The 16,438-nt window shown below is 71.2% G+C and carries 14 protein-coding genes and 1 pseudogene; 11 read left to right on the top strand and 4 right to left on the bottom strand.

Going from position 1 to position 16,438, the window contains the following annotated elements; genetic code table 11:
- Positions 1–53 precede the first annotated feature (53 nt).
- From ACGFRG_RS04805 to ACGFRG_RS04785, 5 genes are all read left to right on the top strand, one after another.
- Positions 54–563, top strand: coding sequence for a flavin reductase family protein (locus ACGFRG_RS04805; protein ID WP_393261347.1), 510 nt, complete (start codon positions 54–56; stop codon positions 561–563).
- A 238-nt stretch (positions 564–801) separates the two neighbouring features.
- Complete coding sequence (locus ACGFRG_RS04800; protein WP_188274676.1) at positions 802–1,587, top strand: electron transfer flavoprotein subunit beta/FixA family protein; 786 nt, start codon at positions 802–804, stop codon at positions 1,585–1,587.
- Positions 1,588–1,644: 57 nt separating this feature from the next.
- Positions 1,645–2,607 (top strand): electron transfer flavoprotein subunit alpha/FixB family protein, encoded by a 963-nt coding sequence (locus ACGFRG_RS04795; protein WP_361423504.1) that lies wholly within the window; start codon positions 1,645–1,647, stop codon positions 2,605–2,607.
- 158 nt (positions 2,608–2,765) lie between these two features.
- The gene (locus ACGFRG_RS04790) at positions 2,766–4,064 is read left to right on the top strand and encodes a DUF6986 family protein (RefSeq protein ID WP_393261345.1); all 1,299 of its coding nucleotides are present in this window, start codon (positions 2,766–2,768) and stop codon (positions 4,062–4,064) included.
- Between the two features lie 70 nt (positions 4,065–4,134).
- Positions 4,135–5,601, top strand: a complete 1,467-nt coding sequence (locus ACGFRG_RS04785) for a serine/threonine-protein kinase (RefSeq protein ID WP_393261342.1) — start codon at positions 4,135–4,137, stop codon at positions 5,599–5,601.
- 182 nt (positions 5,602–5,783) lie between these two features.
- Here the strand turns inward: ACGFRG_RS04785 and ACGFRG_RS04780 are convergent, their stop codons facing one another.
- Positions 5,784–6,821 carry a LacI family DNA-binding transcriptional regulator gene (locus tag ACGFRG_RS04780; protein WP_361423512.1) on the bottom strand — a complete coding sequence of 346 codons (1,038 nt, stop codon included), beginning with the start codon at positions 6,819–6,821 and terminating at the stop codon, positions 5,784–5,786.
- A gap of 191 nt (positions 6,822–7,012) precedes the next feature.
- Between ACGFRG_RS04780 and ACGFRG_RS04775 the strand changes: the two genes are divergently transcribed.
- The 5 genes from ACGFRG_RS04775 to ACGFRG_RS04755 all read left to right on the top strand — a co-directional run bounded on the left by ACGFRG_RS04775 (position 7,013) and on the right by ACGFRG_RS04755 (position 12,474).
- Positions 7,013–7,975: an ROK family protein gene (locus ACGFRG_RS04775; protein ID WP_393261338.1), complete on the top strand. Its 963-nt coding sequence runs from the start codon at positions 7,013–7,015 to the stop codon at positions 7,973–7,975.
- A 285-nt stretch (positions 7,976–8,260) separates the two neighbouring features.
- Complete coding sequence (locus ACGFRG_RS04770) at positions 8,261–9,553, top strand: ABC transporter substrate-binding protein (RefSeq protein WP_393261336.1); 1,293 nt, start codon at positions 8,261–8,263, stop codon at positions 9,551–9,553.
- 53 nt (positions 9,554–9,606) lie between these two features.
- The gene (locus tag ACGFRG_RS04765) at positions 9,607–10,521 is read left to right on the top strand and encodes a sugar ABC transporter permease (protein WP_361423521.1); all 915 of its coding nucleotides are present in this window, start codon (positions 9,607–9,609) and stop codon (positions 10,519–10,521) included.
- Complete coding sequence (locus ACGFRG_RS04760; protein ID WP_393261333.1) at positions 10,518–11,441, top strand: carbohydrate ABC transporter permease; 924 nt, start codon at positions 10,518–10,520, stop codon at positions 11,439–11,441. Before ACGFRG_RS04765 ends, ACGFRG_RS04760 begins: the two co-directional genes overlap by 4 nt.
- Before the next feature lie 151 nt (positions 11,442–11,592).
- The gene (locus ACGFRG_RS04755) at positions 11,593–12,474 is read left to right on the top strand and encodes a TIGR03619 family F420-dependent LLM class oxidoreductase (RefSeq protein WP_393261330.1); all 882 of its coding nucleotides are present in this window, start codon (positions 11,593–11,595) and stop codon (positions 12,472–12,474) included.
- A 78-nt stretch (positions 12,475–12,552) separates the two neighbouring features.
- On the opposite strand, the gene ACGFRG_RS04750 is transcribed toward ACGFRG_RS04755, so the two are convergent.
- A complete protein-coding gene (locus ACGFRG_RS04750; protein ID WP_361423539.1) occupies positions 12,553–12,729 on the bottom strand; it encodes a hypothetical protein in 177 nt (58 codons plus the stop codon).
- Positions 12,730–12,969: 240 nt separating this feature from the next.
- On the opposite strand from ACGFRG_RS04750, the gene ACGFRG_RS04745 reads away from it, so the two are divergent.
- Positions 12,970–14,007 (top strand): NUDIX domain-containing protein, encoded by a 1,038-nt coding sequence (locus ACGFRG_RS04745; RefSeq protein WP_361423542.1) that lies wholly within the window; start codon positions 12,970–12,972, stop codon positions 14,005–14,007.
- Between the two features lie 206 nt (positions 14,008–14,213).
- On the opposite strand, the pseudogene ACGFRG_RS04740 reads toward ACGFRG_RS04745, so the two are convergent.
- Together ACGFRG_RS04740 and ACGFRG_RS04735 are read right to left on the bottom strand one after the other, a co-directional pair.
- Positions 14,214–14,894, bottom strand: a pseudogene (locus ACGFRG_RS04740) (MBL fold metallo-hydrolase); the annotation flags it as partial.
- 123 nt (positions 14,895–15,017) lie between these two features.
- Entirely contained in the window at positions 15,018–16,382 is a 1,365-nt protein-coding gene (locus ACGFRG_RS04735) for a dipeptidase (RefSeq protein ID WP_393261327.1), read from the bottom strand.
- Between the last annotated feature and the right edge of the window lie 56 nt (positions 16,383–16,438).

Below are 16,438 nucleotides of genomic sequence, written 5' to 3'. Positions count from 1 at the left end.
GGGCCGCTGACCCTTTCCCGGCCCCCACGCACCGACCGCAGAAGGACAACTCCATGACGGCTTCGCCCGAGCTCGGCACCGCACGTCTCGCCTCCCCCCAGCTCTTCCGCGCGGTGTTCCGCCAGCATGCCGCCGGTGTCGCGGTGATCACCGCGCAGCGTGACGGCCGGCCCGTCGGCTTCACCGCCACCTCCCTCAACTCGGTCGCCGCCGAGCCGCCGTTGCTCTCCTTCGGTATCGGCACCGGCTCCTCCAGCTGGCCCGTGGTCGCCGAGACCGAGCACATCGGCGTCCACATACTCGGCGAGCACCAGGAAGAGCTGGCCGCGACCTTCGCGCGCAGCGGCGCCGACCGCTTCGGCGCTCCCACCCGCTGGCAACCGGGCCCCGAGGGCGTGCCCGTGCTCGACGGGGTGCTGGCGTGGCTGGTGTGCAAGGTGGTGGCCCGTATCCCGGCCGGGGACCACCGCATCGTGGTCGGCCAGGCGGTCGTCGGCGAGCCCGCCGGCGCGGGCCGCCCGCTCCTCTACCACCAGGGCCGTTTCCACGGGCTCCGGGACTGACTCGGCACCCAGGGCGACTCAACGTCCGCGGGGGCCGAAAAGTCTCCGTACCCGCCGGTTACTCAGCGTTGGCAACGTCACAGTTCAAAGCGCTTGCTTACTGGGAACACACTGGGTGTACTGGCGAGTAATATTTCGTTCGGAGCGCCGGTCGCCCCGACCGGAAACCGCCCCATCAGGCGCCTATGCTGCGTGCAACAAGGCAGCCCAGAAATGACGATGCAGTAGGAGAGCCGGCGTGAGCTTGAGGATCGTTGTCTGTGTGAAGTACGTGCCCGACGCCACCGGCGACCGGCACTTCGCCGATGACCTGACCGTCGACCGCGACGACGTCGACGGCCTCCTTTCGGAGCTCGACGAGTACGCGGTCGAGCAGGCACTGCAGATCGCCGACGAGGCGGACGACGCGGAGATCACCGTGCTGACCGTCGGCCCCGAGGACGCCAAGGACGCGCTGCGCAAGGCGCTTTCCATGGGCGCCGACAAGGCCGTCCACGTCGAGGACGACGACCTGCACGGCACCGACGTCATCGGCACCTCGCTGGTGCTCGCCAAGGCCATCGAGAAGACCGGTTACGACCTGGTCGTCTGCGGCATGGCGTCGACCGACGGCACCATGGGTGTGCTGCCGGCCCTCCTCGCCGAGCGTCTGAACGTTCCGCAGGTCACGCTGCTCTCCGAGGTCTCGGTCGAGGACGGCACCGTCAAGGGCCGCCGCGACGGCGACTCCGCGTCGGAGCAGCTGGAGGCGTCCCTGCCGGCCGTCGTCTCGGTGACGGACCAGTCGGGCGAGGCCCGCTACCCGTCCTTCAAGGGCATCATGGCCGCCAAGAAGAAGCCGGTGGAGTCGCTGGACCTGGAGGACCTGGAGATCGAGGCCGACGAGGTCGGCCTGGAGGGCTCCTGGACCCTGGTCGACTCGGCCGCCGAGCGTCCGGCCCGCACCGCCGGCACGATCGTCAAGGACGAGGGCGAGGGCGGCAAGCAGCTGGCCGAGTTCCTCGCGAGCCAGAAGTTCATCTAAGGCTCGCAGAGCCCCAACTGCCCCCAGATTCTTCGCACTCGCAGGAGATTGAGTCCCATGGCTGAAGTTCTCGTCTACGTCGACCACGTGGACGGTGCCGTCCGCAAGCCCACCCTGGAGCTGCTGACGCTGGCCCGCCGCATCGGCGAGCCCGTCGCCGTCGCCGTCGGTGCCGGCGCCGAGGCCACCGCGCCCGCGCTCGCCGAGCACGGCGCCACCCGCGTGCTGACCGTCGACGCCCCCGAGTTCGCCGAGTACCTCGTCGTCCCCAAGGTGGACGCGCTGCAGGCCGCATACGAGGCCGTATCCCCGGCCGCCGTGCTCGTCCCGTCCTCCGCCGAGGGCAAGGAGATCGCGGCCCGCCTCGCGCTGCGCATCGGCTCCGGCATCATCACCGACGCCGTCGACCTGGAGGCCGGTGACGAGGGCCCGGTCGCGACGCAGTCCGCGTTCGCCGCCTCCTTCACCACCAAGTCCCGCGTCTCCAAGGGCACCCCGGTCATCACGGTCAAGCCGAACTCGGCCGCCGTGGAGGCCGCCCCGGCCGCGGGCGCCGTCGAGGCCCTGTCGGTCACCTTCTCCGCGCAGGCCACCGGCACCAAGGTCGTCTCGCGCACCCCGCGCGAGTCGACCGGCCGCCCCGAGCTGACCGAGGCCGCGATCGTGGTCTCCGGCGGCCGCGGCGTCAACGGCGCCGAGAACTTCGCGATCATCGAGGCGCTGGCCGACTCGCTCGGTGCCGCCGTCGGCGCCTCCCGCGCCGCCGTCGACGCCGGCTGGTACCCGCACTCCAACCAGGTCGGCCAGACCGGCAAGTCGGTCTCGCCGCAGCTGTACATCGCCTCCGGCATCTCCGGCGCGATCCAGCACCGCGCGGGCATGCAGACCTCGAAGACCATCGTGGCCATCAACAAGGACTCCGAGGCCCCGATCTTCGACCTGGTCGACTACGGCGTGGTCGGCGACCTGTTCGACGTCGTCCCGCAGCTGACCGAAGAGGTCAAGGCGCGCAAGGGCTGACCTGCCCGTTCGCCCGACCGGGGGCCGTGTGGTGATCTTCACCGCGCGGCCCCCGGCCGTTTTGGGCAACCATTGACGGCAGAGGTACCCCGTTACTAAATTCTGCTATGCGGAGCATTGATTCCGCCAAGTGGAAACCTGAACGCGGAGGGTGCAGGATGGGTCAGCAGGAGAAGGTGGCGACGAGCCTCGCCGGCGGCGTCAGCGAGGAGATCAGCGCCTCGCTGGTGGCCGTGGACGAGGAGCTCGCCCGCCGCTACCCGGGAGACCCCGGCACCCGCCAGCCCGTGCACACCGTCTACGTACCGGGCGACGCCTTCGACGCCGCCACCATCCGCTCCTGGGGCGACCAGGCGCTGGCCGCCCTCGACGAGCACGCCCCGGACGCCGCCTCCTTCGCCAAGGTGCTCGGCATCGCCGACGAGCTCGCGGGCCCCGTGTACGACCGGGTGCGCGCCAAGCTGGAGCGCGAGCCCATCGAGGACCTGCGCGTGGACTTCGAGGACGGCTACGGCCCGCGCCCCGACGCCGAGGAGGACGCGACGGCCGCGCGCGCCGCCCGCCTGATCCACGAGGCGTACGCGAACGGCACGGCGGCCCCGTACATGGGCATCCGTATGAAGTGCATGGAAGCGGCGGTACGCGACCGGGGCATCCGCACCACGGACGTCTTCCTCACCGGCCTCATGGCGCACGGCGGCCTGCCCGACGGGCTCGTCCTGACCCTGCCGAAGGTGACCTACCCCGAGCAGGTCTCCGCCTTCGTGCGGCTCCTGGAGGCCTTCGAGCAGGCCCACGGGCTGCCCGCCGGGCGGCTCGGCTTCGAGATCCAGATCGAGACCAGCCAGTCCATCCTGGCCGCCGACGGCACGGCCGCCGTGGCCAGGATGATCGACGCCGCCCGGGGCCGCGCGACCGGGCTGCACTACGGCACCTTCGACTACAGCGCGTGCGTGGGCGTCTCCGCCGCCTACCAGGCGAGCGACCACCCGGCCGCCGACCACGCCAAGGCCGTCATGCAGGTCGCGGCGGCGGGCACCGGCGTACGGGTCTCGGACGGCTCCACCAACGTCCTGCCCATCGGCTCCACCGCGCACGTTCACGAGGCCTGGCGGCTCCACTACGGTCTCACCCGGCGCGCCCTGGCCCGCGCGTACTACCAGGGCTGGGACATGCACCCGGGCCATCTGCCGACCCGTTACGCGGCCGTCTACGCGTTCTACCGCGAGGGCCTGGAGCAGGCGGCGGCGCGGCTCGCCGCGTATGTGGCGAAGGCGGGCGGCGACGTCATGGACGAGCCCGCGACCGCCAAGGCGCTCAGCGGCTTCCTGCTGCGCGGCCTGGACTGCGGCGCCCTCGACGACGACGAGGTCGCCCGCCTGACCGGCCTCAGCCGCGCCGACCTCGACGGCTTCGCCTCCCCGCGCCGCGCGGCCCTCACCGTCACTGCCCCGTAGCCCCCCAAAGCCGTCACTCCTGCCCCGTACTCTGTACGCGACCACAACCGCCACAGGGAACGGGGCAGCGGTGTCATCGGGGGAGAACTACCGGCTCGCGGGGCGCTACCGACTCGTCGAGCAGCTGGGCCGGGGCGGCATGGGCGTCGTGTGGCGCGCCGTCGACGAAGTGCTCGGCCGTGAGGTCGCGGTCAAGGAACTGCGTACGTACACCGACCTCTCGGCGCCGGAACTCGGCGACCTGCGGTTGCGCATGCAGCGCGAGGCACGCGCGGCCGCGCGCGTACGGCATCCCTCCGTGGTGGCCGTCCACGACGTGACCGAGCACGAGGGCCGCCCGGTCATCGTGATGGAGCTCGTCGACGGCCCCTCGCTCGACGGCGTGCTCGGCGAGCGCGGCACGCTCGACGCGCGCGAGGCGGCCGCCATCGGCGCCCGGGTCCTGGAGGCGCTGGCCGCGGCCCACCGCGTCGGGGTGCTGCACCGCGATGTGAAGCCCGGCAACATCCTCCTTGAGGGCGGCGGCCGGGTGGTGCTCACCGACTTCGGCATCGCCGCCATGGACGACCCGGGCGACGGCTCGGCCACCCATCTCACCCGCAGCGGTGAACTGGTCGGCTCCCTCGACTACTTGGCGCCCGAGCGGGCCCGGGGCCAGGAGCCGGGCCCCGCCTCGGACGTCTGGGCACTCGGCGCCACCCTGTACGCGGCGGTGGAGGGCTCCTCGCCGTTCCGCCGCACCTCCACCTGGTCGACGCTGAACGCGATCGTGGTGGAGCCGCTGCCCGAGCCGGTCCGGGCGGGGCCGCTCGGGCCCGTGCTGCGTCAGCTGATGCACAAGGACCCGGCGCAGCGCCCCGACGCGCAGACGGCCGCGCGCCTGCTGTCGGAGGTGGCCGAGGGCCGCGCCCTGGCCGCGCCCGTGACTTTGCCGCGCGAGGCGACCGTACGAGACGTGCTGCCGCACCGCCCCGAAGGCTTCGGCCCGGTGGTCGCACCGCTGCCGCCGACGCCCGCCAAGAAGCGGGGACGCGCACGGGGGATGGTGGCGGCGGGCGCCGCGGCCGCCGTGCTCGTGGCCGCCGGGGTCACGTACGCGCTGGCCGACAACGGCGGCGACACGGGCACCCGCCGACAGGCGGCCGACCCGGCGAGCAGCGCGAGCCCGGGCGCGACGAGCACCCACCCCTCGGCCAAGAAGGCGCACAAGAAGAGCGGCGCGACACCGAGCAAGAAGCCGTCGAGCGGCACCTCCGCGTGCGAGCCCATCGGCGGCGGCAGGTACAACTGCCAGGTGTGGCACACCGCGAAGAGCTACACCCACGACGGCGGCCGGACGGGCACGCTCAGGGCGGGCACCAACTACTTCTTCTGCCAGAGCGACCTGGGCCGCCGCGAGACATACGGCAAGTGGACCAACACGTACTGGGCCCGCACGGACGACGACAACGGCAACACCAACGTCTACGTCAGCGTGGTGTACCTGAAGGGCGGCACGAACAACCACCCGATCCCGGGCTTGCGCATCTGCGTTTAGGGGCGCGGGACAGTGACATGTGCGGCTCCACCGCGCGGGCGCGCCCAGCCACGCACACCTCCGCTTTTTAGGGGCGCGGGGAACGGCGCGACCAGCCACCCACGGTCCGCAGCAAAAAGACGGCCCCTCCAGCGAAGCGCCCCGCAGCCGAAAGACCGGCCCTCCCACCAAGCGCCCCGCACTCAGAGATCGCCCGCAGGCGCAATCTCCCCAGACCCCCGCGCGATCAGCGCGGTCGGCACGATCACGCGCGCAGGCGCGTCATCGACCCCGTCCAGCCGCCGGAACAACCGCTCCGCGGCGGTACGCCCCAGCGCCGCCGCGTCCTGCGAGATCACCGTGATCCCGAGCAGATCGGCCAGCTCGATGTCGTCGAAGCCGACGAGCGCCACCGGCCGCGACCGCCCGGCGAGCGTGCGCACCACCGTCACGGTCACCCGGTTGTTGCCCGAGAAGATCGCGGTGACCGGCGACGGCCCGCTGAGCATCGCCTCGGTGGCCGACCGCACGCGCTCGGGGTCGGTGGAGCCGAGCGCCACCCACGCGTCGTCGACCGCAAGACCCGCCTCCTCCATCGCCGCCCGGTAGCCGCGCAGCCGCTCGGTGGCGGTGTGGATGCGCGGCTGGTCACCGATGAAGCCGATCCGGCGGTGGCCGTGCGCCACCAGATGCGCGACGCCCTCGCGCGCGCCGCCGAAGCTGTCGGACAGCACCGCGTCCGCGTCGATCCGCCCGGCCGGACGGTCGACGAAGACCGTCGCGACCCCGGCCTTTATCTCGGGCTCCAGATAGCGGTGGTCGCCGCCCGCCGGAATGACGATGAGCCCGTCGACGCGGCGGGCGCAGAAGGCGAGCACGAGCTCCTGCTCGCGGTCGGCGTCCTCGGCGCTGGACCCGTTGATCAGCAGCGCCCCGTGCGCCCGGGCGACCTCCTCGATCGCGCGGCTGAGCGGGCCGTAGAACGGGTCGGCGAGGTCTTCGAGGACCAGCCCGATGGACGCGGTGCGGCCCTTGCGCAGCACGCGCGCGCTGTCGTTGCGGCGGAACCCCAGGGCCTCGATCGCCTCCTGGACGCGCCGCTCGGTGTCCGGGGTGACCCCGGCCTCGCCGTTCACGACCCGGGATACCGTTTTCAGCCCCACACCGGCGCGCGAGGCGACATCCTTCATGGTGGGCCGGATGCCGTAACGGGGCTCATGGTGGCGGGCGGTCTCGGCCACGTGCGGTGTCCTGTCGTCGTCGGGAGGATCGTGTGCTTCGGGGGACGCGGGGGTTGGGGATGGCGCGGGGAGCGGATCGCGGGGGATCGCCGTGTGGCGTCGAGCATAGGCCCTGGACAACGTTGTCAGGTGAATGGAGACTGTTGATCGGACTAGCTTCGCAACCGTGCCCACCAGGAGATCCGACACCGATGCACACCGACCTCGTCGCCGCGCTCGACATCGGCGGAACCAAGATCGCCGGAGCGCTGGTGGACGCCGGTGGCCGTCTGCTCGTACGGACGCAGCGACCGACCCCCGCGCAGGAGGACGGCGAGACGGTGGCGCGTGCCGTCGACGAGGTGCTGGCCGAGCTGGCCGGATCCGCGCTGTGGGCGCGGGTCACCGCCGTCGGTATCGGCAGCGCGGGCCCGGTCGACGCGTCCAACGGGACCGTCAGCCCGGTCAACATCCCCGGCTGGCGCGGCTTCGCGCTGGTCGAGCGGGTCCGGGCGGCGACCGGCGGGCTCCCCGTCGAGCTGGTCGGCGACGGTGTCGCGATGACCGCGGCCGAGCACTGGCTGGGCGCGGCCCGCGGCTACGACAACGCGCTGTGCATGGTCGTCTCCACGGGTGTGGGTGGCGGTCTCGTCCTCGGCGGGCGACTGCACCCCGGACCCACCGGCAACGCGGGCCACATCGGGCACATCAGCGTCGACCTGGACGGGGACGTGTGTCCGTGCGGGGCGCGCGGCTGCGTGGAGCGGATCGCCAGCGGCCCCAACATCGCCCGCCGCGCGCTGGCGGGCGGCTGGACCCCGGGCCCCGACGGCGACGCCTCGGCCGCCGCCGTGGCCGAGGCCGCCCGTGCCGGGCATCCGATCGCGTTCGCCTCGTTCGAGCGGGCCGCCCAGGCGCTGGCCGCGGGCATCGCGGCGACCGCGACCCTCACGGAGATCGAGATCGCGGTGATCGGCGGGGGAGTGGCGGGCGCGGGCGACATCCTCTTCGCCCCGCTGCGCCGGGCGCTGCACGACTACGCCACGCTGTCGTTCGTCCAGGGTCTCAAGGTCGCCCCCGCGCTGATGGGTACGGACGCGGGTCTGGTGGGCGCGGCCGCCGCGGCCTTCAGGGCTCCGACGACTGTTCGCCGGGCGGTGCGGGCGGGAAGGTGATGTCTCATCACTTTCCGCCGGGTACACGGCAGTTGTACCGATGAGACGCACTTCGCGGTGCGCTCGCTGACGACGCGCGTTTGCGGTAGAGCTTGTTGGAGTCTGTTGGAATAGAACTGGTAACGGTTACTCGGTGTCGCGTCAAAACCCTTGACGGCGCCCCCACTTGGGGGTGAGATCCAAGCCACGCGTTCGGTTGTGTTGGGTTTCACCCCGAAGGAGGGGGACATGGCGCAGTCATCGTTCAAAGGTCCTGCTGTGCCCGGGAGTGTGGTGGGACATCGGATGTCACGGCGAAGTCTCCTGCGGGGCGCGGCGATCGGCGCCGGGGCGGTCACCCTCCCGTCGCTGCTCTCCGCCTGCGGCAGCGGACCCGGCGGTGACACCAAGACGATCCGGATGGGCTCCAACTCGTCGGACGCGGTGCCGAAGAAAGCCTTCGCGGACGCTTTCAAGGCGTACGAGCAGCAGTCCAAGGAAGGCCGCACGGTGAAGGTCAACACCGTGGACCACAACACCTTCCAGGAGAACATCAACCGCTATCTCCAGGGCAAGCCCGACGACGTCTTCATGTGGTTCGCCGGGAACCGCATGCAGTTCTTCGCCAAGAAGGGGCTGCTGCACGACATCAGCGACCTGTGGCAGCACTTCCAGGGCTTCTCGCCGGCGCTGAAGGCGCAGTCGACGGGCGAGGACGGCAAGCAGTACCTGACGCCGTACTACTACTACCCCTGGGCGGTCTTCCACCGCAAAAGCGTCTTCGCGGCGCACGGCTACCAGGCGCCCAAAACGCTCGACGACTACATCGCGCTCGCCAAGCAGATGCAGAAGGACAAGCTCGTACCGATCGCGTTCTGCGACAAGGACGGCTGGCCCAGCATGGGCACCTTCGACTACATCAACATGCGCAGCAACGGATACGACTTCCACCGGGACCTGATGACGGGCAAGGAGTCGTGGACGGACAAGCGGGTCAAGGACGTCTTCGACACCTGGCGCAGAATCCTTCCGTACTGCCAGAAGGGCGCCAACGGCCGCACCTGGCAGGAGGCCGCGCAGAGCCTGCAGAAGAAGGAGACCGGCATGGCGGTCTTCGGACTGCCGCACGTGGGGCAGCAGTTCCCGGTCTCCGAGCAGGACGACGTCGACTTCTTCCCGTTCCCGGTCATCAACCCGGAACACGCCCAGGACGCCGTCGAGGCGCCCATCGACGGGTTCCTGCTCGCCAAGAACGCGAAGCACCTCAAGAACAGCAAGAGCATGGAGAGCGCCAAGGACCTGCTCACCTGGCTCGCCACCGCCAAGGCCGAGGACACCTACCTCGCCAGTGACCCCAACAGCATCGCGGTCAACAGCGGGGCGGACACCACCAAGTACAGCGCGCTCCAGAAGAAGTCCGTCGAGCTGATCTCCGGCGCCAAGCAGATCTCGCAGTTCATGGACCGCGACACCCGGCCGGACTTCTCCTCCACCGTGATGATCCCGGCTCTCCAGCGGTTCATCGGCAACCCGAACGACGTGGACGGGCTGGTCAACGACATCGAGCGGCAGCGCAAGACGATCTTCGCTTCGGACTGACGTCGGGCGCCCGCCAACCGGCCACCATCCGCCTCGACTTGGAGTACTCAGCCGTGTCGCTCATCTCCGCACGGCGCGCCGGACGACGAGGACCCCGGCGGTTCACCGCCCGCGACCTCGTCGTCCTCGGCGTGCTGCTCGGCATACCCGTCCTGCTCGACCTCGCCATCGTGTGGGGCCCGACCCTCGCCTCCGTCGTCCTCTCGTTCACCAGCTGGGACGGGATCGGCGACATCACATGGGTCGGGACGCGGAACTACACCGACATCTTCACCAACTACCCGCCGTTCTGGCCGGCGGTCCGCCACAACCTGATGTGGCTGGCCTTCCTCGGCCTGGTCGCCGTCCCGTTCGGGCTGCTGCTCGCCGTACTGATCGACCGGGGCGTCCGCTTCAGCCGCTTCTACCAGTCGACGCTCTACATGCCGGTCGTGCTCTCGCTCGCCGTCGTCGGCTTCATCGCGCAACTCGTCTTCTCGCGCGACCAGGGCGCGTTGAACGCGATGCTCGGCGACAAGCAGAACCCGACCGACTGGCTGGGCGACCCGCACCTCAACATCTGGATGATCCTGCTGGCGGCGGCCTGGCGGCACACGGGCTACGTCATGATCCTCTACTTGGCCGGTCTGAAGGCCGTGGACCCCACGCTCAAGGAAGCGGCGGCGATCGACGGCGCGGGGGAGGCCCAGACGTTCTTCCGGGTGGTACTGCCGACCCTGCGCCCGGTCAACGTGATCGTCGGCGTGATCACCGTCATCGAGTCGCTGCGCGCCTTCGACATCGTGTACGCGGTCAACCACGGCCGCAACGGTCTCGAAGTGCTCTCGGTGCTCGTCACCGACAACATCATCGGCGAGGCCAGCCGCATCGGGTTCGGCTCCGCCATCGCCGTCGTGCTGCTGACCGTCTCCCTCGGGTTCGTCGTGACGTACCTGGTCCAGGAGATCCGAGGGGAGAAGAGCAGATGACCGTGGACACCGCACCCGTGGCCCCCGCCACCGCCCCGGCCGCACCGCCCGCGGCACGCCGCCGCCGCGTCCGCCCGGGCCGCCTCGGCGTGCACGCCTTCCTGATGACCGTCTCGCTGGCGTTCCTCGCCCCGCTGCTGCTCGCGGTCTACGCCTCACTGCGCCCGTACGACGAGACGTCCAAGGACGGCTACTTCTCACTCCCGAAACACCTGTCCTTCACCTACTACAAACAGGCCTTCAGCGACTCGGGCATGACGAAGTACTTCGTCAACACCCTGATCATCGCGGTGCCGGGCGTACTGATCACGCTGTTCCTGGCGTCGTTCGTGGCCTTCGCGGTCTCCCGCCTGAAGCTGCGCGGCGGCATCCTGCTCCTGATGCTGTTCACGGCCGGCAACCTGCTGCCCCAACAAGTCATCGTGACCCCGCTGTACGTGGTGTTCAACCGCATCCCGCTGCCGTACTGGATGTCCGACTCGATGACGATGTTCGACTCGTACTGGGCCGTCATCGTCGTCCACATCGGCTTCCAGATCGGCTTCTGCGTCTTCGTCCTGGCCAATTTCATGCGCACGCTGCCGCAGGAGATCCTGGAGGCGGCGATCGTCGACGGCGCGGGCGTGTGGACCCAGTACTGGCGCATCACCCTCCCCCTGTGCCGCCCGGCCCTCGCGGCCCTGGCCACGCTCCAGTTCACCTGGATGTACAACGACTTCCTGTGGGCCCTGGTCTTCATGTCGGACGGCGACAAACTCCCGGTCACGTCGGCTCTCAACAACCTCCGCGGGCAGTTCTTCACGGACTACAACTTGCTGGCAGCAGGCTCGGTGATCGTCGCTCTCCCGACGCTGCTGGTGTTCCTGCTGCTCCAGAGGCACTTCATCGCGGGGCTTACTTTGGGGTCGAGCAAGGGGTAGCGGGGAGCCCCGTCGACCCCGGCCCTGCCGACGCCGCTTCGGGGCGCCGGGCCGGGGGTGAAATACAGGCGCCAGTCGGGGAGTTGGGTGTGGCGACGGGGCGGTCGGTGATCGTCGTGTCGCCATTGGACCGCCACAGAAAGGCAACCTCATGCCGCTGCGCCTCGGTGTCTCGCTGCAACCGCGTTGGCCGCTCGACGACGGAGCCAGTGTGCTCCGCGCCGCGCGGCACGCCGAAGACCTGGGCTTCGATCACGTCGCCGTCGGCAATCGGCTCCTGGACAGCGGGTTCGGCCTCGACACGGACCCGCTGGTGCTGCTGTCGGCCGTCGCGGGGGCGACCACGCGGCTGCGGCTGCTGACGTCCGTACTCGTCGCGCCGTACTACCCGGCGCTGGTGCTCGCCAACCAGGCGGCCACCCTGGACGTCATCTCCGGCGGACGGCTGATCCTGGGCGTCGGCACCGGCTGGAATCCGGACGAGTTCGCCGCCCTCGGCGTATCCGCCCGTGAACGCGGTGCGCGCACCGACGATCACCTCGCCGCCGCCAAGGCGCTGTGGACCCGTCGGCCCGCGGACTTCGACGGGCCGTTCACCACACTGCGCCAGGCGCACTTGGGAGTCCCGCCGGTGACCGCCGGCGGACCGCCCGTGTGGGTCGGCGGCACCAGCGACGCCGCCCTGCGCCGGGTGCTGCGGCTCGGCGACGGCTGGTACGGCAGCGGCGCCGACGCCGCGGAGGTCACCAGTGTCCGTGGCCGCCTGCGTGACCTCGCCGAGGCCGAGGACGTCGACCGGCTGGTACTCGCCTCGGCCGCGTTCCTCACGCCGCCCGGTGTCCCCGCTGTGGCTCCGCTGCCCGGGCGGCCGCTCGGAGGCGCCGCTCCCACCGTGGAGAGCGTCGTCGACGACCTCGGCCGCCTAGCCGAGGCCGGGCTCAGTGCGTGCACTCTGTGGCTGCCTGTCGCGGCCGAGCAGGTCGAGAAGGCCATGGAGTGGGTCGCGGCGCAGGTGGCACCGCGACTCGCCTGACGCCGGGTGCGGGCGGCCGTCGGACGCGTCGCGGCCGCCCGCACCCGCTGAGCGATCGCGGCGGCGACCCGGAACGGCTCAGCCCACCGGCTCCGGTGCGTACTGCCGTACCACCACCAGGAACGCGTCCGACTCCAGGTCCATCACGACCTCCGCCGCCACACCCTCGTCCCGGCGGTCCCGTGCGAATTCCTCGGCGGGCCAGCTGCCGCGCGGGCCGCCGGCGGGAAAGCGTTCCAGCACTGTACGACGCATTCGTCGCACCCCCTCGATCTCTTCCGGCACTCGCACAACGATGTTCCCACCGCATGCGTTACGGCCCCCCGTGGCCGGTGCTCCACCGGGAAGGACGCGGCGCGCGGCCGGAACGGCGCGTTCAACGTGCAACAGCATCGCCACACTTGTGTACAAGATCAGGGCGCCCGGTTCCGTCCGCGGGTTTCCGTGGCACTCTGTTGCGGGCAATCCACTGGGGGCTACGGAAGAGGGGGAACCGTGATCGTCTGGATCAACGGTGCGTTCGGCGCGGGCAAGACCAGCACCGCGCGCGAACTGGTCGACCTGATCCCGAACAGCACCTTGTACGACCCCGAGGTGATCGGCGGCGCGCTCCGGCAGCTGCTGCCGCAGAAACGTCTCGCCGAGGTCAGCGACTATCAGGACCTGCCGATCTGGCGCAGGCTCGTGGTCGACGGCGCGGCCGCGTTGCTCGCCGAGGTCGGCGGGGTCCTCGTGGTGCCCATGTCGCTGCTGCGACAGGAGTACCGCGACGAGATCTTCGGCGGTCTCGCCTCCCGCCGGATACCCGTACGGCATGTGCTTCTCGCGCATGAGGAAACGATCCTGCGAGAGCGCATCGCCGCCCGCGTCGAAGTCCCGGACGACCCCGAGGCCAGCGAGCGCTGCCGGCAGTGGGCGTACGAGCACATCGCGCCCTATCGCGCGGCGCTCGGCTGGCTCACCGAGGACGCCCACGTCGTCGACAACGGCGCGCTCACCCCGCGCCGGACCGCCGAGATCGTCGCGGCGGCCGTACGCAGCGGAGCGGCCCGCGCGTGCGAGATCGTCCAGACGCCGGAACCCACGGCCGAGACCCTCGCCGCCGGAGTGCTGCTCTTCGACGAGAGCGACCGGGTGCTCCTGGTGGACCCGACGTACAAGCCGGGCTGGGAGTTCCCCGGCGGCGTCGTGGAACGCGGTGAGGCGCCCGCGCGCGCGGGCATGCGCGAGGTCGAGGAGGAGATCGGCATACGGCTCGACCGGGTGCCCCGTCTGCTCGTCGTCGACTGGGAGCCGCCCGCCCCGCCGGGGTACGGCGGGCTGCGGCTGCTCTTCGACGGGGGACGGCTCGACAGCGCCGACGCCGGGCAGGTGCTGCTGCCGGGCGAGGAACTGCGCGGATGGCGGTTCGTCGGCGAGGAGGAGGCGGCCCACCTGCTGCCGCCGGCCCGCTACGAACGGCTCCGCTGGGCCCTGCGGGCCCGGGAGAAGTCGACCGTGTTCAACCTGGAGGCGGGGGTGCCGGTGGGGTGAGGCGAGCGCGTCGGGCGCCGTCGCGCCAGGGGCGCGCTCGGGGGAGGCGGTGCCGGCCGCGCCCGACACGTGGCTCTGGTGCGTGGGTGCCCGGGCCGGCGTCGGGGTGGGCTCGCCAGGGCCAGTTCCTCGCCCCTTGCGCCCCCTCTGCCGTCGGGCGCCGGCACGCCCGGGCCGGGTCGGTGTCCGTCAGGCCTGTTCCGCGTTTCCCGCAGCACCTTCGCCGTATCCGTCGTCAGCGGGTCCCCGTGCCCGAAGCACGCCACGGACGGGGCGAGGGCGGCGAGCCGTCGGAACGAGGTCCGGGCCAGGTCCCGGTCCACGTTGAAGACGCCGAGCATCACCTGGCCGACCCCGGCCACGCAGTCGCCCGTGAACAGCACGCCGTGGCGCGGGAGATGGATGCCGATCGAGCCGTCGGTGTGGCCGGGGGAGTGGACCACGACGGCGCCGCCGCCGAAGTCGAGCACATCCCCGTCCTCGACCTCGTGGTCGACCCTGGTCGACGGTGCCTCCGGCACCCTCAACGCGTGCTCCCACAGCGGAAGTTCCCACTCCAGCAGAACCGGGTCCGCCCTCGGCCGCTCGCCCCGGATCACCGGCGCGTCCAGCCGATGGGCGATCACCTCGGCCCCGTACCGCTCGGCCAGCTCGCCGGCCGCTCCGTAGTGGTCGTTGTGGCCGTGCGTGATCACGATCCGGCGGATCGCGGCCGGGTCGAGCCCGAGGCCGCGAACGGCCTCCTCGATGGGCGCGGCGGCGTTGACGTCACCCGCGTCCACCAGCGTCAACTCGTCCTCGTCCTCGTCCTCGTCCCGCCACAGATACGCCTGGCCGATCGGGAAGCGGAACATGTGCAGACGCGGCGTCACTCGTACGAGATCCATGTGGCGAACGTACGTCGGGTGCGCCGCCCGCCGCAGGGATCTACGCTCCGCGCGATTCCGCTCGGAGCGTGACCGGGGTCGCCACGCTCCGAGCGGATCGGTGATGGACCGTCAGAACGACCGTCAGGACTGCTTGGAGTGCGCGTAGTTGACCAGGAAGTGCGCCTCGGCGACCGACAGCCGCTCCAGCTCCTGCGGCGACACGCTCTCGTTCACCGCGTGGATCTGCGCCTCCGGCTCGCTCAGCCCGATCAGCAGGATCTCGGCCTGCGGGTAGAGCGCGGCGAGGGTGTTGCAGAGCGGGATCGAGCCGCCCATGCCGGAGGACTGCATCTCCTGGCCCGGGTAGGCGATCCGCATGGCCTCGGCCATCGAGGTGTACGCCGGGCTGGTGATGTCCGCGCGGAACGCCTGGCCCTGGCCGACCTGCTCGAAGGAGACCCGGGCGTTCCACGGCACGTGCTTCTCGATGTGCGCGTACAGCAGCTTGGTGGCCTCGGCCGCGTCCACGCCCGGCGGCACCCGCAGGCTGATCTGCGCCCGCGCGCTCGCCGGGATGGACGGGGTCGCGCCCGCCACCGGGTGGCAGTCGATGCCGACCACCGTGACGGCCGGACGCGCCCAGATGCGGTCGGCGACCGTGCCGGTGCCGGGCAGGGCGACCCCGTCGAGCACCTTGGCGTCCGAGCGGAACTCGGCCTCCGGGTACTGGAGTCCGTCCCACGCCGAGTCGGTGGCGAGCCCGTCGATGACCGTCTGCCCGTGCTCGTCGCGCAGCGAGTCCAGTACGCGGATGAGCGCGGCCAGCGCGTCGGGCGCGGCGCCGCCGAACTGGCCCGAGTGCAGGTTGCCTTCGAGCGTCTCGACGCTCACCCGGATCATCGTCATCCCGCGCAGGGTCGCGGTGACCGTGGGCAGGCCGACGCGGAAGTTGCCGGTGTCGCCGATCACGATGGCGTCGGCGGTGAGCAGGTCGGGGTGCGCCTCGGCGTACTGCTCAAGACCGCCCGTGCCCTGCTCCTCGGAGCCCTCGACGATGACCTTCACGGAGACCGGGACACCGCCGTTGGCCTTCAGCGCGCGCAGCGCGAGCAGGTGCATGATGAAGCCGCCCTTGCAGTCGGCGGCACCGCGCCCGTACCAGCGGCCGTCGCGCTCGGTCAGCTCGAACGGCGGGCTCAGCCAGGCGGACTCGTCCAGCATCGGCTGTACGTCGTAGTGCGCGTACAGCAGAACGGTCGGCGCGTCGGCCGGGCCGGGCAGGAAGCCGTAGACCGACTGGGAGCCGTCGGGGGTGTCGAGCAGGGCCACGTCCTGGAAGCCCTCGGCGCGCAGCGCCCCGGCGACCCACGCGGCGGCCGCCTCGCACTCGCTCCTGGGCGCCACTGCCTCGTCCGCCACCGATTGGAACGCCACCAGTTCCGTGAGCTCCGCCTGTGCGCGGGGCATAAGAGAGGCGACGGTCTCGGCGATCGGATTCGCGGTCATGGGCACGCTCCTCGTGGGTGCGACGTTGAGGTACGTGAACGCGTACGTACGCGCAC

The organism is Streptomyces sp. NPDC048696, assembly GCF_043198895.1.
GTDB lineage: Bacteria > Actinomycetota > Actinomycetes > Streptomycetales > Streptomycetaceae > Streptomyces.
This window is presented reverse-complemented; position numbering and strand designations above follow the sequence as displayed.